Genomic DNA, 23239 nt, shown 5'->3' on the forward strand with positions numbered 1-23239 from the left:
TGCCGCCCCTGCCGCCCCTGCCGCCCCCATGGCATCTTTCCTGCTTCGATGATGCGTCCCTTTCACGGGACAGCCGCCCGCCGCCCGGACGGTTTCACTCACGCGCCGACTCGTTGGCGGGCACCCGGGAGATCTCCATGCCAGAACAGCAAGCCGGTTCCAATTCCCCCAATCTCAGCAGCGACGAGCAGGAGCAGGCCGCGCAGCACTCCACGCCGCAGGCGCTCGTGATCCACGAGATCGTGCGCGAGGAGGGCGAAGCGGCAATGGAGCGCACCGCGCCCGCGCTGATCTGGTCGGCGCTCGCGGCGGGGCTGTCGATGGGATTCTCGTTCCTCGTCCAGTCGATCCTGGAAAGCGCGCTGCCCGAATCGTCGTGGCGCGGGCTGGTGTCGAGCTTCGGCTACACGATCGGCTTCGTCTTCGTGATTCTCGGGCGGCAGCAGCTTTTCACCGAAAGCACGCTGACCGCCGTCCTGCCCGTGCTGACGCGGCGCGACCTGGCGACCCTGCTGAAGACGTTCAGGCTCTGGTCGATCGTCCTCGTGTTCAACCTGATCGGAACGGTGATCTTCGCGTCGATCCTGCAGATTCAGGGCGTATTCGCGCCGGAAGTCGGCGCGGCGCTCGCGAAGGTCGCGCAAACGCCGCTCACCGGCAGCTTCGGCGTCACGGTCGTGCGCGGCATGTTCGCGGGCTGGCTGATCGCGCTGATGGTCTGGCTGCTGCCGAGCGCACGCTCCGCGCGGCTTCTCACGATCCTGCTCATCACCTACACGGTCGCGGTGAGCAAGCTGTCGCACGTGATCGCGGGGTCGGTGGAGGCGTCGTACGCGGTGATGATCGGCTCGGCAAGCGTCTCCGACTACTTTCTCGTGTTCCTCGTGCCGACGTTCATCGGCAACATGATTGGCGGCATCTCGCTCGTCGCGATCGTGAACCACGCGGCGATTGCGCCGGAAATCACCAGCCTGCCGCAGCGGCAGGAAGCGAAAGCCGCGGAGCGCGCCTGAAACGGCGAGGGCGCGCAGTGTCGCTGCGCGCCCTCGTCCGGTGCCGTCCGATGCGGCAACCGGCTACTTGTTGCTGCCGGCGCCGGTGCCGTATAGGCCGTCGCTGAAGCCGCCGGCGCCTTCGGTCTTGTGACCCTTGCCGGCGGTGGCGCCCCGGCTCTTGCCGGCCGCGTCCTTGCTCTGCGGCGCGTGCGATTCGTGAACCGCCGATCCCGCGACGGACGCTTTCGCCCCGCTTTCGGTCGCGCGGCTTTCCTGTTGCCCGGACCCGCTGCCGGCCGTGATCTGGGCGAATCCGCAGGTGCTGAATGCGGCGATGGCACAGCCGAGCGCCATCGAAGCGATGCGACGCGGCTGGCGGACGTTTTCAGACGGGGACACGAAATGGACGCAGGGAACGTTCAGCATGGGAACTCCGGAAAAGGCGCGGTACCTTTTCGTACAGCACGAAAGATGCCTGAAAGCTGGCGCGCGTGCGAACACGCCGCGACTGTCGCGTCCGCCGGTTTCCGCGGCACGCGCTTTCACCCGGCGCGGGGTTGTCCGTCCGGCGGGTTTTTCGGTGGCTCCGTCCCGTCATGCCGACGAGCGGATCGAACAGAATCAGGGCGCCGCAGTCACGCGACGGCGGCAGGAGGGTCGCGCCGCAGCGCGAGTGGCGAAAGCGGCGGAATCAGGCCGCTTTCGCCCAAAGCCTATTGGTCGTCCTCCGGCGCGGGGACGTCGCGTCGCGGGGGCGTTTGGCGACCGTGTCGAGCGCCGTGCGCAGCGCCTCGATCCGGCGCTTCTGCGCGGGCACCAGCGCGTGTCCCGCGCTGACGGCGGTCAGCCGCTCGCGCCAGTACTCGACGTTGAGCGTGCCCGACGCGTGATTGCTCATGGTTCGCAGTTGCGCGAGCGCGCGCTCGATGTGCTGGAGCTCGACATCGGCCATCGCCGAGGGCAGCAGACTGCCCGAGGTCTCGGATTTCTTTTTTTTCATGTTGTACGTCACCATTTCAGCCACGCGGCAGCAGACGACTTGAGAATCGTCCGAAGCCGCGCAGGCACCCCGTTCGCCCGCACGCTCGATCGTCGTGGCAGGCGGCCCTTTGCTTTATGCGACCGTTTGCAAAAATGTACGCAACCCGGGGCGTGAAGCTCCGTCTGGCATCGCACATTGGTCGGGCGTTTGCGGGGCGCGCCGCATCGTGCGGCGCAACAGGGGGTGGCGCGGGGGGTGCGGCTCAGTGCTCGCCGGAACTGCCGCGCGCCTTGCCGCTTTGGCGGATCTGTTCTTCCATCGCCTGGTCGAGCTTGCTGACCCTGCGCGGTTTCTCCGGCTTCAGCGCATTGACGAACGCGACGAACGCGTCGAGCGGCAGCGGGCCCGACACCTTCTGGTCGCCGCTCCCGGACCGGTCGACGAGATAGAAGAGGCCGCCGCTCAGGCTCACGGCCGCGTATTGCGGATTGCCGCTGCGCGTTCTGAGCCGTTCGACGGCGTGGATGGCCTTGGTGGAGCGCATGGTCGATGGCGCCTACGGCGCGCACTTCTTGCCGGCGCCTTCGATCCACATGTTCGACGCATGGCGCTGGCCGGGGTAGAAGCGGTACGACGTCTCGCCGTTGTCGAAGCGCACCTTGACCACGTTCGACTCGCCGAATTCGAGCATCACGCCTTGCGGAATCGGCGTCTTCTTGAAGGTGGCGTCGTGCTTTTTCGCTTCGTCGCTGATGCACTGCACGATGCTGTCGACGGAATTCTGCGACGCCTTCTCGACCTCGGGCTGGCCGGCATCGGCGTTGTGAAATTCCGCGCAGGCGTTGAGCAGCAAGGGTAGCGCAAGCACGGCTACGAGTTTCTTCATGGTCTTTCTGCAATGATCCGGTTCTGAACACGCCATTAGAGCACAGCCCCCTTACGATTCCGACAGACACCCGGCAGCAAGCCCCGCGCCCGCCGCGCCGCGCTCACGCATCGGGCGGCACGCCGAGCAGCTGCATCGTGCCGCCGACGACGCCCGAAAACACCGGCCCCGCGACCGTGCCGCCGTAGTAGGAGCCGCCCGACGGCTCGTCGATCATCACCGCGACGATCACGCGCGGATCGCTCATCGGAGCCATGCCGACGAACGACGCGCGGTACTTGTTCTTCGCATATTCGCGGCCGATCTGCTTGCGCGCCGTGCCGGTCTTGCCGCCGACACGGTAGCCCGCGACGGCCGCTGCGCGGCCCGTGCCGTCGGGTCCCATCGCCATTTCGAGCATGTAGCGGATGGCGGTTGCCGTCGTCGGCTTCGTGACGGCGACCGGTGCGCGCTTCCTGTCGTCGAGCACGAGCGTGGCGGGGTGGAAGCGGCCGTCGCCCGCGTAGGCCGTGTAGACCTGCGCGATCTGCAAGAGCGACAGCGACAGGCCGTAGCCGTACGCCATGGTCGCCTGCTCGATCGGCTTCCAGCGTTCATGGGCGCGCAGCCGCCCGGTTGCCGCGCCCGGAAACGTGAGTTCGGGCGCGCTGCCGATGCCGTACTGGCGATACTTCTCCCACATCGTTTCGGGCTTGAGCTGCAGCGCGAGCTTCGTGAGCGCGATGTTGCTCGACATCTGCACCGCCTGCGACACCGTGATGACGCCGTGGTTCGAGGTGTCGTGGATCACGTTGGGACCGAGCTTGAAACTGCCCGGCGACGTATCGATGCGCGTGTCGGGCCGCGCGATGCCCACATCGATCGACAGCGCGGCGACGAGCGGCTTGATCGTCGAGCCGGGCTCGAACGTGTCGGTGAGGGCGCGGTTGCGCAACTGTTCGCCCGTCAGGCGGGCGCGGTCGTTCGGGTCGAAGGTTGGATAGTTCGCGAGTGCGAGAATCTCGCCGTTGCGCGCGTCGAGCACGACGACGCTGCCGGCGCGCGCCTGATGGCGCACGATCGCCGCCTTCAGCTGCGTGTGCGCGAGCTGCTGGATGCGCCGGTCAATGGTCAGCTGGATCGTCTCGCCGTTCTGCGGAAGTTCGGCTTCGCCGATTTCCGAGATCACGCGCCCGAGCCGGTCGCGGATCACCTCGCGCTGGCCCTGTTCGCCCGTCAGGCGCGAATTGGCCGCGAGCTCGATGCCTTCCTGGCCGTTGTCCTCGTTGTTCGTGAAGCCGACGACATGCGCCGCCGACTCCCCTTCCGGATAGAAGCGCTTCGTATCGGGTACGAGCGTGACGCCCGCGAGGCCCTTGTCGGCGACCTTGGCGGCGGTGTCGGCATCGACCTGGCGCTTGAGCAGCACGAACGATCGGCCCGCGTTCACCCGCCGCATCAGTTCCTTCGGCGGCATGTCGATGAGGCGCGCGATGTCGGCCGCTTGCCCGGCGTTGAAGAGCTTCGGCGTCGCCCAGATTTCGTAGGTGGAGAGGCTCACGGCCAGCATGGCGCCGTTGCGATCGACGATGCGCCCGCGCGTCGCTTCCAGCTCGAGCGTGCGCTGATACCGCTTCTGGCCTTCGTTGATGTAGAAATCCTGGTTGATCACCTGCACCCACAGCGCGCGGCCGGCGAGCGTGGCGAACGCGGCGAACATCAGCAGCACGACGAGCTTCGAGCGCCATGCGGGCAGGCGGGCATCGAGCATCGGATTCTTGTGGGGCGTGTGAAACGCGTCGCCGCCCCGGGTCTTCTTCTTGAACATCGTGGTCTTGTCGTCGTGCGGTTAGGGTTGTCGTGCGTCAGGGTTTTCGTGTGCCCGGGGCTTTCGTCTGGTCAGTGCGGTTGCCGCCGCGTCAGGGCAGGCGCGCGAGCGCGGCGTCGAGTTCGGCCGTGCTCACGTCGCCGGCGGCGTCGGGCAGACGAATGCCGAAGCGCGTCTGCAACAGGTCGCGCAACTGAGCCACGCTCGCGATTTCGCGCGTTTCGCGGTTCGCGCCGTAGACGTTCAGACGCCGGTTCAGGAGGCCGTAGCGCGTGTTCGGACCGAGGCGCGCGACCATCAGGTTGCGCACGAAACTCGACGCCGGATGGGTCGCGACGAAGTGGTTCGCCATTTCGAAATCGGCGGCGAACTGCGGCTCGAGATCGAAGCGGTAGACCGGCATCCAGGTGTCTTCGAGCCTTGTCTGGAGCAGGAAGTGCGCGTCGTCGAGGGCGTCGATCCTGAACAGCCCGTGGGGCGTTTCCTGCGCGCGGCCGGGCTCGAGCGCGAGCGGCGCCGAGAGCGTCATGCCGCCAAAGCCGACATCCGCGAGATAAGTGCCGCCAGGAAGATCGGCCAGCAGTAGCATGTGCGTGCGCGGCGGCATTCCGGCATCGGCGGCGCGGCCCCACACGACGCGTGCGGCGAGTGCGCGCGTACGGAAACCGAGCGCATCGACTACGCTTTGAAACAGCAGATTGTGTTCGTAGCAGTAGCCGCCCCGTCCGGCCGCGACGAGCTTCTTCTGGATCGATTCCGGATCGAGGCGCACCGGGCGGCCGAGCAGCGGATCGAGATTCTCGAAGGGAATCGCCTGCGGATGCAGAAGATGCAGCGTGGAGAGCGTTTCGAGCGACGCCTCGCGCCGGCCGTCGAAACCGATGCGCTCGAAGTACGCGTCGAGGTCGATCCGCGGAGAATGTGCGTTCATTTTCGAATGGGTGTCCGTAAAAGGTCGCAGCCGGGCCGCAGCCGGGCCGCAGTCACGAAGGCACCGGAATGGCGCACATTTTACGACACGAAAGGTTAGAAATTACAAAAAGCATACGGATGACGGCCCGCCGATGTGCGTCCGGCGCGACATCCGGGGCTTTTTGAACTGTGCCGCGTTGCGCGGAGTCTTCCCAAGTACTGTTTTGCGCGCCTGTTTCTCCAGTCCACCCCCTCAAGAGGACGGATCGCCATGCCTACCGAACCCGCCGAACCCGACCCGAACGCCTCCGCGGCGAATGCCGCGCCCCTTGCCGGCAAGCGGCCGGCGCCGCCCTGCACGCTCGTCATCTTCGGCGCGGGCGGCGACCTCACCAAGCGCCTCCTGATGCCGGCGCTCTACAACCTGTCGGCGGACGGCCTGCTCGACGACGGCATGCGCATTGTCGGAGTGAACCACGGCGAGCGCGAGACGGCAGAGTGGCGCACCGAGCTGACCGAGTCGCTGCGCCGCTTCGCCGCCGACCGCGCGAGCACGTTCCACACGTCGCAGCTCGACGAGAAGTCGTGGGACTGGGTCGTGCAGCGCCTGCAGTACTTCGCGGGCGAGTTCGAATCTGACGCGACGTTCGAAAGCCTCGGGCAACTGCTCGCGCAGGCGCCGAGCGGCAACGTGGTCTTCTATCTCGCGGTGAGCGCGCGGTTCTTCAGGCCGATCGTCGAGCATCTGGGGCGCGCGGGGCTGCTGAAGGAGGAGCGCGGCAACTTCAGGCGCATCGTGATCGAGAAGCCGTTCGGCACCGATCTCGCCTCGGCACGCGATCTCAACGCGCAGATCCTGAGCTATGCGAGCGAGCCGCAGATCTACCGCATCGACCACTTTCTCGGCAAGGACACGGTGCAGAGCATCCTCGCCGTGCGCTTTGCCAACGCGCTCTTCGAGCCGATGTGGCGGCGCGAGTACATCGATCACGTGCAGATCACGGCGGCCGAGACGATCGGCGTGGAAGCCCGCGGGGGCTTCTACGAGCAGACGGGCGCGTTTCGCGACATGGTGCCGAACCACCTGTTCCAGCTGCTCGGCATGATCGCGATGGAGCCGCCGAATTCCTTCGACGCGGAGACGGTCCGCGACAAGAAGGCCGAAGTGTTCGACGCGATCCAGCCGCTCGCCGCACGCGATGTCGTGTTCGGGCAGTACGAGAAGGGCCCGGCGGGGCCGGGCTACCGCGAGGAGCCGGACGTCGCGCCCGACAGCCGCACGGAGACGTACGCGGCGGCGCGCGTCCATATCGACAACTGGCGCTGGGCCGGCGTGCCGTTCTACGTGCGCACGGGCAAGCGCCTCGCCGCGCGGCGCACGGAGCTTTGCGTGCAATTGAAGACAGTGCCGTTCCGGCTGTTCCGCGATACGCCCGTCGACAGGCTGACGCCCAACGTGCTCACGCTGCGCATCGATCCGGCGCACGGCACGTCGTTCGATTTCAACGTGAAGGTGCCCGGGCCCGTGATGCAGATCGGCGCGGCGCAGTCGTCGTTCAGCTATGGCGATTTCTTCACGGAACGGCCGAACGTCGGCTACGAGACGCTGCTGTACGACTGCATGCTCGGCGACGAAACGCTTTTCCAGCGCGCCGACAGCATCGAGACGAGCTGGGCCGTGGCTGATCCGGTGCTGCATCCGAAGGACGGGCCGCTTCCCGTGCACGGGTATGCGGCGGGCAGCGAGGGGCCGGCCGAGGCCGACGCGCTCCTCGCCGCCGACGGCCGCGCGTGGCGGTCGCTGTCCGGCACGGGCCAGAGGAACTGAAGCGGAACTGAAGGGTGCACTGAAGGGCACTGAAGGGTCACTGAACCAACAAGAAAGGGGACTCGCCGTGGCGACAGGAAAAGGAAGCAGCAAGGCAGAGCGGATTCTCGCAATCGATGTCGGCGGCACGGGGCTGAAGGCCGCGATCATCGATGCGAATGGTCAGATGAAAACCGAGCGGCTGCGCGTGGACACCCCGCATCCATGCACGCCCGAGCAGCTGGTCGAGACGCTCGCGAAGCTGGTCGAGCCGCTCATGAAGCCGCCGGCGACGCACATGTCGATCGGCTTTCCCGGCGTCGTGCGCAACAACCGCGTGCTGACGGCGCCGCATTTCGGCGACGAGGGGTGGCACGACGTGCCGGTCGCCGACATGCTCGCAAAGCGCCTGGGCGGGCTGCCGGTGCGCATGATCAACGACGCCGAGATGCAGGGGCTCGCGGCGATCGAAGGGCACGGCATCGAATTCGTGCTGACGCTCGGCACCGGCGCGGGTACCGCGCTCTTTCGCGACGGCGAACTGATGCCGCATCTCGAACTCGCCCATCATCCGGTCGCGAAAAAGAAGGCCTACGACGAGTACATCGGCAACGAGGCGCGCATGAAGGCGGGCAACAAGCGCTGGAACCGGCGCGTGGAGAAGATCATCGGCGTGCTCGCGTCGCTCGTGAACTACGACCGGCTCTGGATCGGCGGCGGCAACGCCGCACGCCTGAAGTTCGAGCTGCCGCCGAACGTGGCGGTCGTGTCGAATGCGGCGGGCATCGAGGGGGGCGCGAAGCTCTGGCATCCTCGCTCGGTGCGCGAGTCGCGCCAGCTTCCCGCGGCGAACCAGCGCACGGGGGCGTTCGAATGAATGCGAACAGCCGGTTCGGATTGCGGCCCGTGCCTGGCGCCGGCCAGGCGGCCTTCGACATGCTCGCGCAGATCGACCTCGTGATCACGGATTGCGACGGCACGCTGCTGCACACCGACAAGTCGATGAGCCGCGCCGCCGAAGACGCCGTCGCCCGCCTGCGCGCGGCGGGCGTCAAGTTCACGGTCGCGAGCAGCCGGCCGGGCGCGGGCATGCGCTGGATCGTGGAGAGGCTCGCGGTGGATCTGCCTTTCGCCGCGTACAACGGCGGCAATATCGTCGCGCCGCGCACGTGGGAGGTGCTCGGCGCGCACAAGCTGCCGCGCGATGCCGTCGATACGGCGCTTGCCGGCCTCGCGCGCGAGGGCATCGACGCGTGGGTGTTCATCGGCGACGTCTGGTATCTGACCAATCCGAAGGCCGCCTATCTGGCGCTCGAGACGCGCACCGTGGGCTACGAAGGCGTGCTGGTGCGAAGTTTCGATGAGGTGGATCTCGACGCGGTCGACAAGATCGTCGGCTCGACGGTGGACGAGCCGCTGCTCGCGCGCGTGGAAACCGGCTTGCAGGCGACGCTGGAAGGCCGCGCGATTGCCGCGCGCTCGCAGAACTACTACCTCGACATCACGAGCACGCTCGCCCACAAGGGCGTCGCCGTGCAGGAACTGGCGCGGCTCGCAGGCGTGCCGCTCGGGCGCGTGGCCGTGCTCGGCGACATGTCCAACGACATCCCGATGTTCGACATGGCCGGGCTCGCCATCGCGATGGGACAGGCTTCCGATGCCGTGCAGGCGCGTGCGGGGCTCGTGTCGGCGGCCAATGACGACGAGGGATTCGCCGTCGCGATCGACGCGCTGCTAGCCGCGCGCGCCGCGCCCGCGGGTTGACGCGGGGAAGCAGGGCAGGCGCCGGCGTGTTTTGGGCGGATGAGCCTGGACCGGCTTGCAGGTCGTCGGACCGCCCGCAGGATGCGATGAAACGGGGAAAGCGAGGGAAAGCAGAGAAAAACGGGAAGGAAACCGGAGAGCGGCATCGACGCGCTCGCACGGCTGGCTTGCAGCATGCGATGGCAGCGTCGAAACGTGCTCTTCGTGGCGTTGGCCGGTTGAGCGCTTGTCCGCTCAACGATGTGGCATCAGCGACGACGCATTTGCGGCCGCGGAGCTCCGCCGCCTGCGCGTTCGTCCTTGTGCCGGAAGTTGATGCGGCCCTTGGTCAGGTCGTACACCGAGAGTTCCAGCGTCACGCGGTCGCCCGCGAGAATGCGGATGTGGTTCTTGCGCATGCGGCCCGAAGCGTAGGCACCCACGACGACGCCGTTGTCGAGCGTCACGCGGTAGCGGCTATCGGGAAGCACTTCGTCGACAATGCCGTCTAGTTCGATGAGTTCTTCTTTCGCCATATAAAGCTCCTCTATGGATAGTAATAATGAGATTGTAGGTGACGCGGGCGCTTTGCGCTCCCGCGTCAGCGGATTTCAGTGGCGAATCAGAGATCGGCGACCGTCTGGCCGTCGATCTGACCGTCAATCAGCTTCTCGGCGTGCTGCATGCAGGCACGGCGCGCCTGGCCGCCGTTTTCGAACGCGCCCGGCTGCGTGACGCGAAACACGCGGCTGTCGCCCTTGGCTTCCTCGCCCTCGGGCACGGCCCGGCGGATGCGCACGGACGCCTCGTAGCCGGCATCCGCCGCGCGCACGGCGATGCCGTCGCGCGCGCCGCGCGGATAGATCAGCGGGTGAATCTCATAGCCCTTGTACGTCTTGACCGTTTCTTTCATGTTCCGTATGTCCTGTGTTGCGCTCGCTCACTTGCACCGCACGTGCGCAGCGAATGCGCGTGCCCGCCGCAGGGCGTCCCGGGTTGCGGACGGCTGCAAGCGGCGTTTGCCAGCCTCGTTGTCGCGAGCAAAAAACAAAAAGCGCGGCGCCTCGTGGCGCAGTCGCTCATTAGGCTGCGGGTGATGAAGAACGCGGCGGTCACATGACCGCCGGCGTCGCTATTGCTCAAAACTGAGCCAAAACTTGAAGACGAATGCCGGGGATACCTGCGCCGACATTGCCGGGGCGATGACATTCAGCGCCTGTTTGCAAGCCCGGGCGTGCAGCCAGGCGGGCGCTGAAATGCTGGGTGGTTCGCTACTGCCGGGTGAATCGTGGCCTGTTTTCATACCACGGTTGTGTTTGACAGCCGAAACCGGAAAAAAGTTCCGCTGCCGCCGGTAGCCCGCCTCTCGATGCCGCAAAAAGGGACGCGTTCAACGCATCGAAGCATCCATTATAACCAACCTGCCTTCTTGAACTTCCAGTAGAGCGTCACGTCGACGACGAGCATCACCACAAGCACCGCCGGGTAGCCGTAAGCCCAGTCCAGCTCGGGGATGCGGTGAAAGTTCATGCCGTAGATGCCCGCGATCATCGTCGGCACGGCGAAGAGGGCCGCGAACGAGCCGAGGCGCTTGGTCACTTCGCTTTCCGCGAGCGAGATCAGGCCGAGATTCACCTGGATCGCCGTGACGATCATTTCGCGGCGCCCTTCGATGGTCTTCAGGATGCGCTGCAGGTGATCGTACACGTCGCGGAAATAGTCCTGCATGCCTGAGCACACGCCGGGCGGCCTGCCGCCATACAGTTTGCTGACGGCTTCCAGAAGCGGCGCGGTGTGGTGCTGGAGCAGCACGAGCCGGCGCTTGAGCGAGTACAGGTCTTCGATCACCGCGCGCGCCGCCGCCGAGCCGTTGCGCTCGAAGATCCGTTCCTCGACTTCGTCGAGTTCCGCGGCGAGCGTTTCGAGCACGGGAAAATAGCGGTCGACGACGTTGTCGAGGAGCGCGTACATCACGAACGCAGGACCGTGCTTGAGCAGATGCGGCTCGCGCTCGCAGCGCGACCTGACATCCTGAAAGCCTTGCGTCGTCCGGTTGCGTACCGAGAGCACGTAGTTCTTGCCGACGAACACATTGATTTCCCCGACGAGCAGTTCACCTTCGTCGTCGAACTCGACGGTATGGAACACCGCGAAGAGCGAATCGCCGTACTCCTCGATCTTCGGCCGCTGATGGCCGTGCTGCGCGTCCTCGACGGCGAGTTCGTGCAGGCCGAACTGCTGCGACATGTGCGCGAGTTCGCCCGGGCCGGGCTCCTTCAGCGCGACCCAGATGAAGCAGTCGGGCAGGTCCCGGTAAGCATTGATTTCGTCGATCTGGACGTCGGCGAGCTTGCGGCCGTTCTGATAGGCCGCGCAATTGACCAGCATGTGTGATTGCCCTGAATGACGGTGGGGAAAGGCAGCGCATCGGCGCGTCCGTCGCGACGGCGCCGTGCGGGCAGCCTTTCCCTGGCATCTTAGCGGATTTGTCCCGAATCGCCGACCAGAAGCGCGCGCTGCGACGCACGCCGTGTCGGCCTGTTGCGATGCTTGTGATTGCGCTGGTTCGCTCAGTCCGTTGCGAGGCCGGCACTCGTGTCGCGCGGCATCGCGTTTGCCGCGGCCGGGCTGTCGCGCTTGGTCAGCTTGCCTTCCACCGACGCTCCGACGTCCATGCGCAACTGCTGGTAGTAGATGTTGCCGTTCACGTGCGCGTTCGACTGCAGCTCGACGAAATGCTCGACGGTCACGTCGCCGGTGATCGTGCCGTTGATGACGATGTCGTACGCGCTCACGTTGCCTGTGATTGATCCCTGGTCGCTTACGACGAGCAGCGTTTCTTCGCCCGCGCGTCCCGCGACGTTGCCGGTCACGTGGCCGTCCATGCGCAGGCCGTCGTTGAATTCGAGATCGCCCTTGATGTGGACGTCGTGAGCGATGAGCGTGGCGAGCTTGGCATGGCTTACGCCCGCGGATTTCTTCTTCGTGAACATGTGGAACCTTCGGTTGCTGGGATGGGGTTGCTTCGACTGCTGCCGGGACGGCCGCACTCCGGGCGGCATTCCGGCGCATTCCGGCGCATTCAATCGGACCCGCGGCGCTGACGCCGGTAGAACGCGAGATCCGTGCGCAGGCGCGCGAGTTCGGCGGCCGCCGCAGCGGCCTGCTGCTCGAGCGCGGCGCGCGTCGCGGCTTCGTGATCGCCCGCGAGCCGGGCCCGCGCGAGTTCGTCGCGCAGTTCGCGCTCGGACACGGGTGGTGCGCACGTCGCCTCGACCCGCGCGTTGTACTCGCGCGAGCCTTTGAGCGCGAAGCCGGCCGCGACGAGCGCCGACACCGCGCAGGCCGCGGCGATGCCGCCGAGCAGCAGGTTCGGGCCGCGTCGCGCGGACAGCGAATAGGTATGGCGGGTGAGCCGGTGCGTCGCCCGCTTCGTGTCAACTCTCTGCATGGGACATCAGCCTGAAAAGCGCGAGATAGGGTTTCGGATCGACCTGCGCGCCATCGACGATCACCTCGAAGTGCAGGTGCGGGCCGGTCGAGCGCCCGGTCGAGCCGACTTCGGCGATCTTCTGGCCCGGCATCACGATGTCGCCCGTGCGCACGAGGATCTTCGACGCATGCGCGTAGCGCGTGACGACACCGTCGCCGTGGCGGATGTCAACGGCGTTGCCATAGCCGCCGTGCGGGCCGGACAGGATCACGCGGCCGCCGGCGGTCGCGACGATGGAAGCGCCCGCCGGCGCGACCATGTCGATTCCGGGATGAAAGCTCCCGCGCCCGCTGAACGGATCGGCGCGGTTGCCGTACGGCGAGCCCATGCGCGCCCCCGGCGCGGGGTCGCGGCCCGGGAACGCCATGTAGGCGGAGAAGTGTGCATTCGCGACGGCTTGCAGTTGCGAGAGCGTGTCGCCGAGGCAATCGATCGCCTTCTGCGTGCGCTTCAACTGCTGCTGCGCGCTGCCGCTGCTCGCCGCGCGGGCGGCGTCGCACACGCGCGGCGGCAGCGCTGGGCCGCCCGCGCCGTCGAGCGGCGGCGCCTCGGCGCTGTCCGGCAGCGGCGGCACGAGGTGCACATCGGGGCCGGTGGACTTGCGTGACGCGGCGAGATGATCGTCGAATTCGCGCAGTTCGTTCACCTGCGCGCTCAGTTGCCCGACGCGCGGCTCGATCTGCGCGAGCGTCGCGCTGATCTTGCCGAGCTCCTCCAGCTCGTAGGAGCGGCGCGCGAGCTGCGCGCCTTCCTCGGCGGCGTGACTGCGGCCGAGCGTCGAACCGATCGCGATGCCGAGCGCGAGCGCCGCGAGGATCAGCGCGACGACCGCGATCACCGCGATCGCGCGGGCGGTGCGCGCTTCCACGAAGCGCACGCGCTGGCGCGACACCGATCGCCGTGACCAGATGACGAACGCCATCAGCGGGCCTCGCCCGGAGCGGAGTGGATTGCGCGTGCGGCGCGCGCGAGGCGAAAGGCCGGCTGGAAGGAGGTGAGCGTCACGTCGGGGAAAACGCCGCGGCATGCCACGGCGACAAGGATGAATCAGCCGGCGATTATGCAACGGGTCCGGCGACGCTCATCTCAAATTATAAGGATTGCAATACAAGTAGCGTGAACGGGAAAACGGAAGGCGGCACAGGGGCGCTTTCCCCATTGCTTTCAGGCGAGGGTACGAAGTGACGAGGAATCAAGGCACGGCGTTGACAAACGCTGTCTCGAAAAACAAACTGCGCCCTTTAGATTCGGTAGTCGAATAATTCGGATCACGGACGGATTCGCGAAACCGGACTCCGCCCGGAACTTCAACCCGCAGCACCTTTTCACGACTCGAGGACATATGCACAAAAAGACCATTTCCATCGTCGCCGGCGCGCTCATTTCGATTTCTCCCGCGATCATCTCCATCGCCCACGCGGCGCAGCCTGCGGCCGTCAAGGCGGCAGCAGCGCAGCCGATCGAAGGCGTGAGCCTGGTCGAGGCGACGGGCAAGATCGAGTCGGTGAACCGCGAGACGCGCGAAGTATCCGTGCTCGACAAGAATGGCGGACGGACCACCTTCGCGGTCGGCCCCGACGCCAAGAACTTCTCGCAGATCAACGTAGGCGACGAAGTGCGCGTGCGCCTCACGCGTAGTGTGATCGTCGCGCTCTCGAAGGGCGACGTGCGCAGCGCGACGGAGACGGAAACCGTCGCGAGCGCGCCCGCCGGCGCGAAGCCGTCGGGCGAGATCGCGCGCCATCTGACGGTGGTCGCGGACATCGTGAAGGTGGATCACAAGAGCGGCCTCGTCAGCCTGAAAGGTCCGCAGGGCAATCTGCTCGACGTGCAGGTCCACGACCGCGCCAGGCTCGCGCACGTGAAGGCGGGTCAGCAGGTGACGATCGCGTATACGGAAGCCGTCTCCGTTGCCGTGACGCCGGTGCAATAGGCGAAGCTGCCGTTTCAGCCGATGCGGTGAACGGTTCACCGCATCCAGACACCCGCAAGACACCCGCAACCGGGACCCGGCATGCGCCACCCCGGTCGCCGCTTCATTCAGGCGTTCTGTGTTCAGACCACGCCGGGCTGAACCCACACCATCTCGCCGCTGTCACCCATGAGCAGCGCGCGATTGGACTCCGCCGCCGCCCGCAGAAAGTCCCACACGGCCGTGATGCGCTTGAGCTTGCGCAGATCCTCGCGGCACGACAGATAGAACCCGCGCGTCACCACGATGTCATCCGGCAGCACGGCCACGAGCCGCGGGTCCTGCGCGGCCATGAAGCACGGCAGGATCGCGAGCGCGCGCCCCTGCAGCGCCGCGAAGTACTGCGCGATCACGCTCGTGCTGCGCCAGCGCGACTCCGCGCCCGGCACTGCGCGTTCGAGATACAGCAGTTCGTAGCTGAACGCCAGGTCGTCGATATAGCTCGCGAAGCGATGCGCTCGCAAATCGTCGGCGGATTCCACCGGCGCGTGGCGCGCCAGATAGCCGGGCGTCGCGTAGAGTTTCAGCCGGTAGTCGCACAGTTTCGTATAGACGTACTGCCCCTGCTCGGGACGCTCGAGTGTCACCGCGATGTCCGCCTCGCGCTTGGACAGGCTCACGAAATGCGGCACCGGCAGCAGATCGATGGAAATGTTCGGGTGCGCGTCCTGAAAGCGCGCGAGCTGCGGCGCGAGGAAAAAGCAGCCGAAACCCTCCGTCGATCCGACCCGCACATGCCCGGAAAGCGCGTGTCCGGTATTGGCGATCTGCTCGGTCGCCGACTGCACGGTCGTCTCGATCGAATCGGCATATCCGACGAGCCGCTGGCCCTCCGCGGTCAGCACGAATCCTCCGCTGCGCGACTTGTCGAAGAGCAGGGTGCCGAGCGCGTCTTCCAGCGCACGCACGCGGCGCGCGACGGTCGTGTAATCGACCCCCAGACGCTTCGCCGCGCCGCTCGCGCGCTGCGTCCGCGCGACTTCGAGGAAAAAGCGCAGGTCGTCCCAGTTCAGTTTCGTGGGATCGGGCTTGATGCTTTTTTGCATGTCTGTCGGGTATTTTTATCGATACTTGATGGAGATTTGCATAACTATACTCAATGCTATCGACCTGCCGCTCGGTCAGCGGGCATAAAAAACGGAGACGACATGCCTTTTCCCTCCGGCGCCATCCCAGGCGTCCGCCGCCGCGCGTCATCTCCCCGTCCGTCGTGTCTCGTCCTGAAAGGAGCCATCCGTGAACATCGCTGCTGAACACCCGGCGCAAGCCGCTCAAGGCGTGCGCACCGCCAAACTGCTGATCGACGGCGAATTCGTCGAGTCGAAGTCCACCGAATGGCGCGACATCGTCAATCCCGCGACGCAGGAAGTGATCGGCCGCGTGCCGTTTGCGACGACCGAGGAAGTGAACGCCGCCGTCGCCGCCGCGCACAAGGCGTTTCAGACCTGGCGCACGACGCCGCTCGGCGCGCGCATGCGGCTGATGCTCAAGTTCCAGGACCTCGTGCGGCAGAACATGAAGCGGGTCGCCCAGACGCTCACCGCCGAGCAGGGCAAGACGCTGCCCGACGCCGAAGGCGACATCTTCCGCGGGCTGGAAGTCGTCGAGCACGCGTGCTCGATCAGCACGCTCCAGCAGGGCGAGTTCGCGGAGAACGTCGCGGGCGGCGTGGACACGTACACGCTGCGCCAGCCGATCGGCGTCTGCGCAGGCATCACGCCGTTCAACTTCCCCGCGATGATTCCGCTCTGGATGTTCCCGATGGCGATCGTCTGCGGCAACACGTTCGTCCTGAAGCCCTCGGAGCAGGACCCGCTTTCCACGATGGAACTCGTCGAACTGGCCGTGCAGGCGGGCATTCCGCCGGGCGTGCTGAACGTCGTGCACGGCGGCAAGGAAGTGGTCGATGCGATCTGCACGCATCCCGATATCAGGGCGATTTCGTTCGTCGGCTCGACGCACGTCGGCACGCACGTGTACAACCTCGCGAGCCAGCACGGCAAGCGCGTGCAGTCGATGATGGGCGCGAAGAACCACGCGGTCGTGCTGCCCGACGCGAACAAGGAGCAGACGCTCAACGCGCTCGCCGGCGCGGGCTTCGGCGCTGCGGGGCAGCGCTGCATGGCGACGTCGGTGGTGGTGCTGGTGGGGGCGTCGAAAGAGTGGCTGCCGGACCTCGTCGAGCGCGCGCGCGGGCTCACGGTGAACGGTGGCACCGAGCCTGCCACCGATCTCGGGCCGGTCGTGTCCCGCACGGCGAAGGAGCGCATTCTCGGGCTGATCGAGAAGGGCGTGGAGGAAGGCGCGACGCTCGCGCTCGACGGGCGCGGCGTAACCGTGAAGGGCTATGAAAAGGGCAATTTCATCGCCCCGACGATCTTCTCGAATGTCACCACCGAGATGACGATCTACAAGCAGGAAATCTTCGGCCCGGTGCTCTGCGTGCTCGAAGCGGCGAGCCTCGAGGAAGCCATCGCGCTCGTGAACCGCAATCCGATGGGCAACGGCGTCGGGCTCTTCACGCAAAGCGGCGCGGCCGCGCGCAGGTTCCAGAGCGAAATCGACATCGGGCAGGTTGGCATCAACATTCCGATTCCGGTGCCGGTGCCGTCGTTCAGCTTCACCGGCTCGCGCGGCTCGAAGCTCGGCGACCTCGGGCCCTACGGCAAGCAGGTCGTGCAGTTCTACACGCAGACCAAGACCGTGACCGCGCGCTGGTTCGACGACGCCACCGTCAACGACGGCGTTAATACGACGATTTCGCTGCGGTGAGAGGTCGGGAAAGGGGTAGCTACGTTGGATGGGGCCGGAGTAAGGCGTTGGAGCGCTAACTCTGGTCGACCGCAACTACGTTGCATGGGGCCAGAGTAAGGCGCCGAAGCACCAACTCTGGCCGACCGCAACTGCGTTGCATGGGACCAGAGTAAGGCGCTGAAGCGCCAACTCTGGTCGACCGCAACTGCGTTGCATGGGACCAGAGTAAGGCGCTGAAGCGCCAACTCTGGTCGACAGGAGACCGCGATGCAAATCGGCTTTATCGGACTGGGACACATGGGCGGACCAATGGCGGCGAACCTGCTGAAGGCAGGTCACGCGCTGACGGTTTTCGATCTGTCACCGGCAGCGCTGGAAGACGCGCAGAAGGCAGGCGCGAAGGTCGCAGCGTCGCCACGCGCCGCCGCCGAGGCGAGCGAAACCGTCATCACGATGCTGCCAGCCGCGGCGCACGTGAAGGCGGTCTATCTCAATGAAGACGACGGCGTGCTCGCAGGCGCGCGCGCGGGCGTCCCGCTCATCGACAGCAGCACGATCGACCCGGCGACCGCGCGGCTCGTCGCGGACGCAGCGCGCGCACACGGCAATTCGTTCGCGGACGCGCCCGTATCGGGCGGGGTCGTCGGCGCACAGGCGGGCACGCTCACCTTCATGGTCGGCGCGGACGAAGCTCTCTTCGAAACGCTGAAACCGGTGCTCGCCGGCATGGGCAAAAACATGGTGCGCTGCGGCGAAACGGGCACCGGCCAGATCGCGAAAATCTGCAACAACCTGCTGCTCGCGATCTCGATGATTGGCGTCGCGGAGGCGATGAAGCTCGGCGAGGTGCTCGGCATCGACCCGACCAAGCTGGCAAGCATCATCAACACGTCGACGGGGCGCTGCTGGAGTTCGGATACGTGTAATCCCTATCCGAATATTCTGCCGAATGCACCCGCGTCGCGCGGCTATTCGGGAGGATTCGGCGCGGATCTGATGCTCAAGGACCTGGGCCTCGCCGTCGATGCCGCGCGTCAGGCGAAGCAGCCCGTCTTCCTCGGCGCGCTGGCACAACAGCTGTATCAGTCGATGAGCCAGCAGGGGCTAGGCGACCTGGATTTCTCGGGCATCATCAAGCTCTATGGGAAGGAGTAGAAACCTTTTTCGGCACGCACGTGCGTGCCGAAAAAGGGTCAGGATATAACTGCTTTATTAAGCTGCACTGCACAACGCGTCTCGCTGCGCCTTAACCAGCGTGGGCATCGGGAATACGATGATTCGCTTTCCCTAAATTTGTCCTATTCTGAAAGCACGACGTTCTTGCGCCGTTCAAACCGAAGCGTCCCCAAAGACGCCTGGAACGTGCGGGCAGGAGCGATGGAATGCGGCAAATCGCCGGCTTTCGCGCGGCAAAAAAGGAGAACGCTATGCAAGTAACCCGTCACTTGAACATGGAATTGCGGCATGCCACGGTGCCTACTTACGTGGCCAGCTATCTGTTCCCGTTGCTTCTGTTGGCATACGAAGTGTGGCGTGTGGGGTCGTGGGTGGCAGTCAACGGCTTCAACTTCATGAACTTCCGGTCGATGGGCTACGAGTTCGCGCTGATGCTCGCTGTGTTCGCCATGCAAGTGATCGTCGAAATCGCGTTCCTCGCGGGCGCGTGGCTCACCAAGCATCATGATCTGGGGCATCGTCTGAGCAATCTTATGCTCGGAATTTTTTGCTCGCTGGTCGTGCTCGGTTTCGATCTCGCGCTGCAATATGCGATCTGATCGCTGAAAGAAACTCGACTCGTTCGTTCGGAATGGTTCGGAACGCCAAAGGCCGGTTGCAATGCAACCGGCCTTTTTCTTTTGTTGTGTTCTTTGATGCGCCCGGGATTCAGCAGCCCGCTGCGCCCGGCAGGGCGGGCGCCGTTTCCGCGCGCTCCTCGTAGCACTTCCTGTTCGCGTCCTTGAGCGCGGTGCGCAAGCCCTCTTCCACGACCGGATGATAGAAGGGCAGCCTGAGCGTTTCGTCGACGGTCAGTTCCAGCTGCAGCGCCCACGCGATCAGATGGCCCAGATGTTCGGCGGCCGGAGCGCACGCCTGCGTGCCGCGCAGCCTGCCGGTCTTCGCGTCGGCGTACACGTGCAGCAGTCCACGGTTCTGCCGCATGACGCGGCTGCGCCCCTGCGTTTCAAACGACGCGGAACCCGTCACCGTCATCTGCTTGTCCAGGTCGTCGTAGGATGCGCCGGCGATCAGCACCTGCGGCTCGCAAAACACCAGCGACAGCGGCACCTTGCGCTTCACGTGCTGGACGTCGGGAAAGCGCGCCGCGTTGTCGCCGGCGAGCTTGCCTTCGTCGGCCGCGTCCGACAGCCACGGCCGCGTGCCGTCGCAGTCGCCCGCGATGAAGATGCTGCTGTCGCCGCACTGCATGGAGGTTTCGTCGAAGCGCGGCACGCCCTTGTCGTTCAGCGCGATGCCGGCATTCGCGAGTTGCAGCGGCTTCAAGGCCGGCGCGCGGCCGGTCGCGACGAGCACCGTGTCGAATTGCTCGGTGCGCTCGCGTCCGTCGCGCGACGTGAATCGGATCGTCGGCGTGCCGTCGCGCAGCGACATGTCGAGGATCTTCGCGTCGGGGTCGAAATGGAACTCGCCGGCGAGCGCCGCCACTAGCGCATCGCGCACGGGCGTATCCGACAGCCCCGCGATCCGTCCGCCCTGGCCGAACATGAACACCTTGACGCCGAGGCGCGCGAACGCCTGACCGAGCTCCAGCCCGATCGGCCCCGCGCCGAACACGGCGGCGCGCTTCGGCAGGGTCTTCAGCTCGAAGATGTCGTCGCTCGTGATCAGCCGCTCTCCGAACACCCTGAACGCATCGGGCACGGCGGGCACCGCGCCGCTCGCGATCACCACGCTGCGCGCCTCGATGCGCCGTTCGTCGTCGATCGCGAGAACGTGGTGCGCCGGCGTGCCCGGCTCGAAGCGCGCCCGGCCGCGCACGACGGACTCCGGGGCGAACGCATCCGTTTCTTCGAGCACGCTCGCGACGAAGTAGTCGCGCTCGCGGCGCACGTAGTCGAGGACCTGGGCGCCGTTGGCCTCGAGCGCGTGCGTGCCTTCGATGCCGCGCGGCGCGAGCGCGCGCGCTTCATGCAAACCGTTCGCCGCGGCGATCAGCAGCTTCGACGGCATGCAGCCGACGCGCGCGCAGGTCGTGCCGAATTCGCCGGCTTCGATCAGCACGGTATGGCGGCCCGCCGAGCGCGCCGCGCGAAAGGCGGCCATGCCGGCCGTGCCCGCGCCGATCACGGCGACATCCACCCTGGTCGTTTTCATGTCCTATTTCCCTGGTTGTCTGGCTGCGCGGGATGCGGCGCGCGATGCGGCAAGATTCAGCCATTGTCGGCGAACCCGGGGTAAAGCGACATGCCGCCGTCGACGAAGAGCGTCGTGCCGACCACGTAGTCGCTTTCGTCCGAGGCGAGCCACACGGCGGCCCGGCCGATGTCGCCGGGTTCGCCGATTCGTCCGTACGGCACCAGTTTCAGCAGCTTGTCGAGCGCTTGCGGCGAGTCCCACGCCGCCTTGTTGATCGGCGTGCGGATCGCGCCGGGCGCGATCGCGTTGACGCGGATGCGGTGCGGCGCGACCTCCTGTGCGAGCGACTTCATCATCATCTGGATGCCGCCCTTCGACGCTGCGTAGTTCACGTGGCCGGCCCACGGAATCAGCTCGTGCACCGAGCTCATGCAGATGATCTTGCCGAGCGCCATCGAAACCGGACGCGGCTCGCGCCGCAGGAACTCGCGCACCGCGCGCTGCGCGGTCAGGAACTGGCCCGCGAGATTGACGTTCATTACTGTGTGCCAGTCCGCGAGTGTCATGTCGACGAACGGCGCGTCCTTTTGCAGCCCGGAATTCGCAACGACGATATCGATCGTACCGAAATGCTGAATGACGGAGTCGAACATTGCGTCGATCTGGGCTTCGTCGGCGACGTCGGCTCCGACGGCGAATGCCTGTCCGCCGGCCTTGCGGATGTCGGCGGCGAGATCTTCCGCCGCTTCGCCGTGCGAGTGATAGTTGATCGCGACGGCGGCGCCGGCATCGGCGAGCGCCTGTGCGACGCCGAAGCCGATGCCGGAACTTGCGCCGGTCACGAGAGCGATCTGGCCTTGAAGATCCTGGGTCATGGCGGTCCTCGATCGGGGCGATGACCGCGGATTGCGGTTCGTGGCTTCGCCCCAAGCAAGCCACGGACCCACGGGCTTTCGTTGCAGGGTGGTCGGAAAGGGCGGAGGCCGCCAATCGACAGCCGCAGTCAGCCGCGATTTCGAGCGCCGGGAGGGAAGGCTCCAGACGGCCGTTGGAGCCGCCGTACGGTGCGTGTGACGTTCAGGCTCGCGGCGGCACGAAGCGGCGCCACGCCAACGCGCGTGAGCCGGTCATCCGCCCGCTCACGCCCACCGTCCGACTTCCTGCCCTGTCACCCGGATTGCCGGGAAGCGGTCGGTCGGATGCGCGATCTCGTCCTGCGACGCGACGATTTCCAGCTCGTACCGCCCCGCGTCGTAAGTCGCCCGCACCACCGCGTTGACGGCCGCGAGCGTGTGTTCGAGCGCGTCGCGCAGCGAATCGCCTTGCAGCGTGCGCGCGACGAAAATGCCGCTCGTCAGGTCGCCCACGCCAACCGGCTGCCGCGCGAACGGATAGAGCGGCCGCTGCACGAACCACGCCTCCGTCTCGCTCACGGCCAGCATGTTGAACGTGTCGGCGCGGCTGTTGCGGTCGATCAGATGCTTGACCAGCACTATCCGCGGGCCGCGCGCGAGCACTTCGCGGCAGGCGTCCACGGCTTCCTCCACCGTCTCGATCGTGCGGCCGACCAGCTTTTCGAGTTCGAGGTGGTTCGGCATCATCGCGTCGGCCACTTCGGGCATCGTCGTGACGAGAAAGTCCTCGATGCCCGGCTCGACCGTGCAGCCCCCCGTCGCGCCCATGACCGGGTCGCAGAAAAAGAGCGCCCGCGGGTTCACGGCCTTCACCATCTTGACGATTTCGACGACCGCGCGTCCCTGCTCGGTCGCGCCCAGATAACCGGACAGGACGGCATTGCAGCGCGCCAGCACGCCGATGGCGCCGATGCCCTCGATCACGCTTTGCAGCTCGTCCGCGTCGAATACGCTGCCGGTCCAGCGCCCGTATTGCGTGTGATTGGAGAACTGCACCGTGTTGAGCGGCCAGACGTTGACGCCGAGGCGGCGCATCGGAAACACCGCCGCGCTGTTTCCCGCGTGCCCGAAGACCACATGCGACTGAATGCTGAGGACGTTGTTCATGATCTGATTCCGATGCAGGCGGCGACCCGTGCGGTCCGATGCGCGATAGGTTCAAAAGTCTCGGGCAGGCAGCGCGAGGTTCGTCAGGTTCTTAAGTGCATGAAACGTCCGGTACACGGCCCGAAGCGGGCCGTGCGGTGTATCCGTCGTATTGTGCCGTGCCGCGACGCACTATGGCACTGCGAGCCGTTATAAATTGACAAGGCGGCGTTGTCGAGCGATGCGTTTATTGCACAGCCGCAACGGTCGCGCCGTTGCAACACCGCAACCGCGCAGCGCGGGGCGTCCGGCTGCCCCGCACGGCGCGAGAATCACGGTACAAAACCACGACGAAAAAAGTACGGAAACCGATTGATTGATACTAATCAACCCGCGCATTAACTAAAAGCCGGATTTAAAGCCATGCAATTACTGGAAAACACGGATTAAAAGTTGAATTCCAGCGTGAGTTGATGTTGCGCCTGACAGGCGAAGCGCAGCTGCGTCCGGCCGCGCTACGGGACGGTGCGGTAGCGAACGGATCATTGGCGATCGGACGGGGCGCAGCGGCCG

General features: G+C 66.0%; 24 protein-coding genes. 8 read left to right on the forward strand and 16 right to left on the reverse strand.

Features of this window, described 5'->3' with window-relative positions; all coding sequences use genetic code 11:
• Positions 1-137 precede the first annotated feature (137 nt).
• Positions 138-1013, forward strand: a complete 876-nt coding sequence (locus BG61_RS30470) for a formate/nitrite transporter family protein (RefSeq protein ID WP_035928183.1) — start codon at positions 138-140, stop codon at positions 1011-1013.
• 63 nt (positions 1014-1076) lie between these two features.
• Here the strand turns inward: BG61_RS30470 and BG61_RS30475 are convergent, their stop codons facing one another.
• From BG61_RS30475 to BG61_RS30500, 6 genes are all read right to left on the reverse strand, one after another.
• Positions 1077-1421 carry a hypothetical protein gene (locus BG61_RS30475; RefSeq protein WP_063741142.1) on the reverse strand — a complete coding sequence of 115 codons (345 nt, stop codon included), beginning with the start codon at positions 1419-1421 and terminating at the stop codon, positions 1077-1079.
• Between the two features lie 265 nt (positions 1422-1686).
• The gene (locus BG61_RS30480) at positions 1687-1995 is read right to left on the reverse strand and encodes a hypothetical protein (RefSeq protein ID WP_035928188.1); all 309 of its coding nucleotides are present in this window, start codon (positions 1993-1995) and stop codon (positions 1687-1689) included.
• Positions 1996-2239: 244 nt separating this feature from the next.
• Positions 2240-2521, reverse strand: coding sequence for a hypothetical protein (locus BG61_RS30485; protein ID WP_035928073.1), 282 nt, complete (start codon positions 2519-2521; stop codon positions 2240-2242).
• A gap of 12 nt (positions 2522-2533) precedes the next feature.
• Positions 2534-2863, reverse strand: a complete 330-nt coding sequence (locus tag BG61_RS30490) for a hypothetical protein (RefSeq protein ID WP_035928076.1) — start codon at positions 2861-2863, stop codon at positions 2534-2536.
• 103 nt (positions 2864-2966) lie between these two features.
• On the reverse strand, positions 2967-4670 hold the full coding sequence (locus BG61_RS30495; RefSeq protein WP_035928079.1) for a peptidoglycan D,D-transpeptidase FtsI family protein: 1704 nt from the start codon (positions 4668-4670) through the stop codon (positions 2967-2969).
• 91 nt (positions 4671-4761) lie between these two features.
• Positions 4762-5601: an arylamine N-acetyltransferase family protein gene (locus BG61_RS30500; protein WP_035928081.1), complete on the reverse strand. Its 840-nt coding sequence runs from the start codon at positions 5599-5601 to the stop codon at positions 4762-4764.
• 252 nt (positions 5602-5853) lie between these two features.
• On the opposite strand from BG61_RS30500, the gene zwf reads away from it, so the two are divergent.
• From zwf to BG61_RS30515, 3 genes are all read left to right on the forward strand, one after another.
• The gene (gene zwf / locus BG61_RS30505) at positions 5854-7410 is read left to right on the forward strand and encodes a glucose-6-phosphate dehydrogenase (protein ID WP_035928084.1); all 1557 of its coding nucleotides are present in this window, start codon (positions 5854-5856) and stop codon (positions 7408-7410) included.
• Positions 7411-7477: 67 nt separating this feature from the next.
• A complete protein-coding gene (locus BG61_RS30510) occupies positions 7478-8266 on the forward strand; it encodes an ROK family protein (protein ID WP_035928087.1) in 789 nt (262 codons plus the stop codon).
• A complete protein-coding gene (locus tag BG61_RS30515; RefSeq protein WP_035928089.1) occupies positions 8263-9153 on the forward strand; it encodes a Cof-type HAD-IIB family hydrolase in 891 nt (296 codons plus the stop codon). The genes BG61_RS30510 and BG61_RS30515 overlap by 4 nt, the downstream gene beginning before the upstream one ends.
• A gap of 248 nt (positions 9154-9401) precedes the next feature.
• Here BG61_RS30515 and infA read toward each other — a convergent pair whose 3' ends face one another.
• From infA to BG61_RS30545, 6 genes are all read right to left on the reverse strand, one after another.
• Positions 9402-9668: a translation initiation factor IF-1 gene (infA, locus tag BG61_RS30520; RefSeq protein WP_035928093.1), complete on the reverse strand. Its 267-nt coding sequence runs from the start codon at positions 9666-9668 to the stop codon at positions 9402-9404.
• Positions 9669-9754: 86 nt separating this feature from the next.
• Entirely contained in the window at positions 9755-10045 is a 291-nt protein-coding gene (locus tag BG61_RS30525) for a hypothetical protein (protein ID WP_035928096.1), read from the reverse strand.
• A 497-nt stretch (positions 10046-10542) separates the two neighbouring features.
• Positions 10543-11520 carry a magnesium/cobalt transporter CorA gene (corA, locus tag BG61_RS30530; protein WP_035928099.1) on the reverse strand — a complete coding sequence of 326 codons (978 nt, stop codon included), beginning with the start codon at positions 11518-11520 and terminating at the stop codon, positions 10543-10545.
• A 182-nt stretch (positions 11521-11702) separates the two neighbouring features.
• Positions 11703-12125, reverse strand: a complete 423-nt coding sequence (locus tag BG61_RS30535) for a bactofilin family protein (RefSeq protein WP_035928102.1) — start codon at positions 12123-12125, stop codon at positions 11703-11705.
• 89 nt (positions 12126-12214) lie between these two features.
• Complete coding sequence (locus BG61_RS30540; RefSeq protein ID WP_035928104.1) at positions 12215-12583, reverse strand: hypothetical protein; 369 nt, start codon at positions 12581-12583, stop codon at positions 12215-12217.
• The gene (locus BG61_RS30545) at positions 12570-13547 is read right to left on the reverse strand and encodes a M23 family metallopeptidase (protein ID WP_035928106.1); all 978 of its coding nucleotides are present in this window, start codon (positions 13545-13547) and stop codon (positions 12570-12572) included. The genes BG61_RS30540 and BG61_RS30545 overlap by 14 nt, the downstream gene beginning before the upstream one ends.
• Positions 13548-13967: 420 nt before the next feature.
• Here BG61_RS30545 and BG61_RS30550 point away from each other — a divergent pair, with 420 nt between their 5' ends.
• Positions 13968-14558 (forward strand): hypothetical protein, encoded by a 591-nt coding sequence (locus BG61_RS30550; RefSeq protein WP_051672894.1) that lies wholly within the window; start codon positions 13968-13970, stop codon positions 14556-14558.
• 122 nt (positions 14559-14680) lie between these two features.
• Here BG61_RS30550 and BG61_RS30555 read toward each other — a convergent pair whose 3' ends face one another.
• Positions 14681-15643: a LysR family transcriptional regulator gene (locus BG61_RS30555; RefSeq protein WP_035928108.1), complete on the reverse strand. Its 963-nt coding sequence runs from the start codon at positions 15641-15643 to the stop codon at positions 14681-14683.
• Positions 15644-15833: 190 nt separating this feature from the next.
• Here BG61_RS30555 and BG61_RS30560 point away from each other — a divergent pair, with 190 nt between their 5' ends.
• From BG61_RS30560 to BG61_RS30570, 3 genes are all read left to right on the forward strand, one after another.
• Positions 15834-17369 carry a CoA-acylating methylmalonate-semialdehyde dehydrogenase gene (locus BG61_RS30560; protein ID WP_035928110.1) on the forward strand — a complete coding sequence of 512 codons (1536 nt, stop codon included), beginning with the start codon at positions 15834-15836 and terminating at the stop codon, positions 17367-17369.
• A gap of 249 nt (positions 17370-17618) precedes the next feature.
• Positions 17619-18506, forward strand: a complete 888-nt coding sequence (mmsB, locus tag BG61_RS30565; RefSeq protein ID WP_035928112.1) for a 3-hydroxyisobutyrate dehydrogenase — start codon at positions 17619-17621, stop codon at positions 18504-18506.
• A gap of 272 nt (positions 18507-18778) precedes the next feature.
• Positions 18779-19126, forward strand: coding sequence for a hypothetical protein (locus BG61_RS30570; protein ID WP_035928114.1), 348 nt, complete (start codon positions 18779-18781; stop codon positions 19124-19126).
• Positions 19127-19235: 109 nt separating this feature from the next.
• Here the strand turns inward: BG61_RS30570 and BG61_RS30575 are convergent, their stop codons facing one another.
• From BG61_RS30575 to pdxY, 3 genes are all read right to left on the reverse strand, one after another.
• On the reverse strand, positions 19236-20684 hold the full coding sequence (locus BG61_RS30575) for a dihydrolipoyl dehydrogenase (protein WP_035928116.1): 1449 nt from the start codon (positions 20682-20684) through the stop codon (positions 19236-19238).
• 56 nt (positions 20685-20740) lie between these two features.
• Positions 20741-21541, reverse strand: coding sequence for an SDR family oxidoreductase (locus BG61_RS30580; RefSeq protein ID WP_035928118.1), 801 nt, complete (start codon positions 21539-21541; stop codon positions 20741-20743).
• Between the two features lie 264 nt (positions 21542-21805).
• Complete coding sequence (pdxY, locus tag BG61_RS30585; protein WP_035928120.1) at positions 21806-22687, reverse strand: pyridoxal kinase PdxY; 882 nt, start codon at positions 22685-22687, stop codon at positions 21806-21808.
• Positions 22688-23239 lie beyond the last annotated feature (552 nt).

This window comes from Caballeronia glathei (assembly GCF_000698595.1).
Classification (GTDB): Bacteria; Pseudomonadota; Gammaproteobacteria; order Burkholderiales; family Burkholderiaceae; genus Caballeronia; species Caballeronia glathei.

Bases quoted from the DNA above. Each gene is read 5' to 3' on its own strand.
- zwf (WP_035928084.1), top strand. From the start codon at position 5,854: ATGCCTACCGAACCCGCCGAACCCGACCCGAACGCCTCCGCGGCGAAT.
- BG61_RS30490 (WP_035928076.1), bottom strand. From the start codon at position 2,863: ATGAAGAAACTCGTAGCCGTGCTTGCGCTACCCTTGCTGCTCAACGCC.
- BG61_RS30545 (WP_035928106.1), bottom strand. From the start codon at position 13,547: ATGGCGTTCGTCATCTGGTCACGGCGATCGGTGTCGCGCCAGCGCGTG.
- pdxY (WP_035928120.1), bottom strand. From the start codon at position 22,687: ATGAACAACGTCCTCAGCATTCAGTCGCATGTGGTCTTCGGGCACGCG.
- BG61_RS30575 (WP_035928116.1), bottom strand. From the start codon at position 20,684: ATGAAAACGACCAGGGTGGATGTCGCCGTGATCGGCGCGGGCACGGCC.
- BG61_RS30485 (WP_035928073.1), bottom strand. From the start codon at position 2,521: ATGCGCTCCACCAAGGCCATCCACGCCGTCGAACGGCTCAGAACGCGC.
- BG61_RS30570 (WP_035928114.1), top strand. From the start codon at position 18,779: ATGCAAGTAACCCGTCACTTGAACATGGAATTGCGGCATGCCACGGTG.
- BG61_RS30540 (WP_035928104.1), bottom strand. From the start codon at position 12,583: ATGCAGAGAGTTGACACGAAGCGGGCGACGCACCGGCTCACCCGCCAT.
- mmsB (WP_035928112.1), top strand. From the start codon at position 17,619: ATGCAAATCGGCTTTATCGGACTGGGACACATGGGCGGACCAATGGCG.
- BG61_RS30580 (WP_035928118.1), bottom strand. From the start codon at position 21,541: ATGACCCAGGATCTTCAAGGCCAGATCGCTCTCGTGACCGGCGCAAGT.
- BG61_RS30550 (WP_051672894.1), top strand. From the start codon at position 13,968: ATGCACAAAAAGACCATTTCCATCGTCGCCGGCGCGCTCATTTCGATT.
- corA (WP_035928099.1), bottom strand. From the start codon at position 11,520: ATGCTGGTCAATTGCGCGGCCTATCAGAACGGCCGCAAGCTCGCCGAC.
- BG61_RS30525 (WP_035928096.1), bottom strand. From the start codon at position 10,045: ATGAAAGAAACGGTCAAGACGTACAAGGGCTATGAGATTCACCCGCTG.
- BG61_RS30500 (WP_035928081.1), bottom strand. From the start codon at position 5,601: ATGAACGCACATTCTCCGCGGATCGACCTCGACGCGTACTTCGAGCGC.
- infA (WP_035928093.1), bottom strand. From the start codon at position 9,668: ATGGCGAAAGAAGAACTCATCGAACTAGACGGCATTGTCGACGAAGTG.
- BG61_RS30470 (WP_035928183.1), top strand. From the start codon at position 138: ATGCCAGAACAGCAAGCCGGTTCCAATTCCCCCAATCTCAGCAGCGAC.
- BG61_RS30495 (WP_035928079.1), bottom strand. From the start codon at position 4,670: ATGTTCAAGAAGAAGACCCGGGGCGGCGACGCGTTTCACACGCCCCAC.
- BG61_RS30515 (WP_035928089.1), top strand. From the start codon at position 8,263: ATGAATGCGAACAGCCGGTTCGGATTGCGGCCCGTGCCTGGCGCCGGC.
- BG61_RS30555 (WP_035928108.1), bottom strand. From the start codon at position 15,643: ATGCAAAAAAGCATCAAGCCCGATCCCACGAAACTGAACTGGGACGAC.
- BG61_RS30535 (WP_035928102.1), bottom strand. From the start codon at position 12,125: ATGTTCACGAAGAAGAAATCCGCGGGCGTAAGCCATGCCAAGCTCGCC.
- BG61_RS30480 (WP_035928188.1), bottom strand. From the start codon at position 1,995: ATGAAAAAAAAGAAATCCGAGACCTCGGGCAGTCTGCTGCCCTCGGCG.
- BG61_RS30475 (WP_063741142.1), bottom strand. From the start codon at position 1,421: ATGCTGAACGTTCCCTGCGTCCATTTCGTGTCCCCGTCTGAAAACGTC.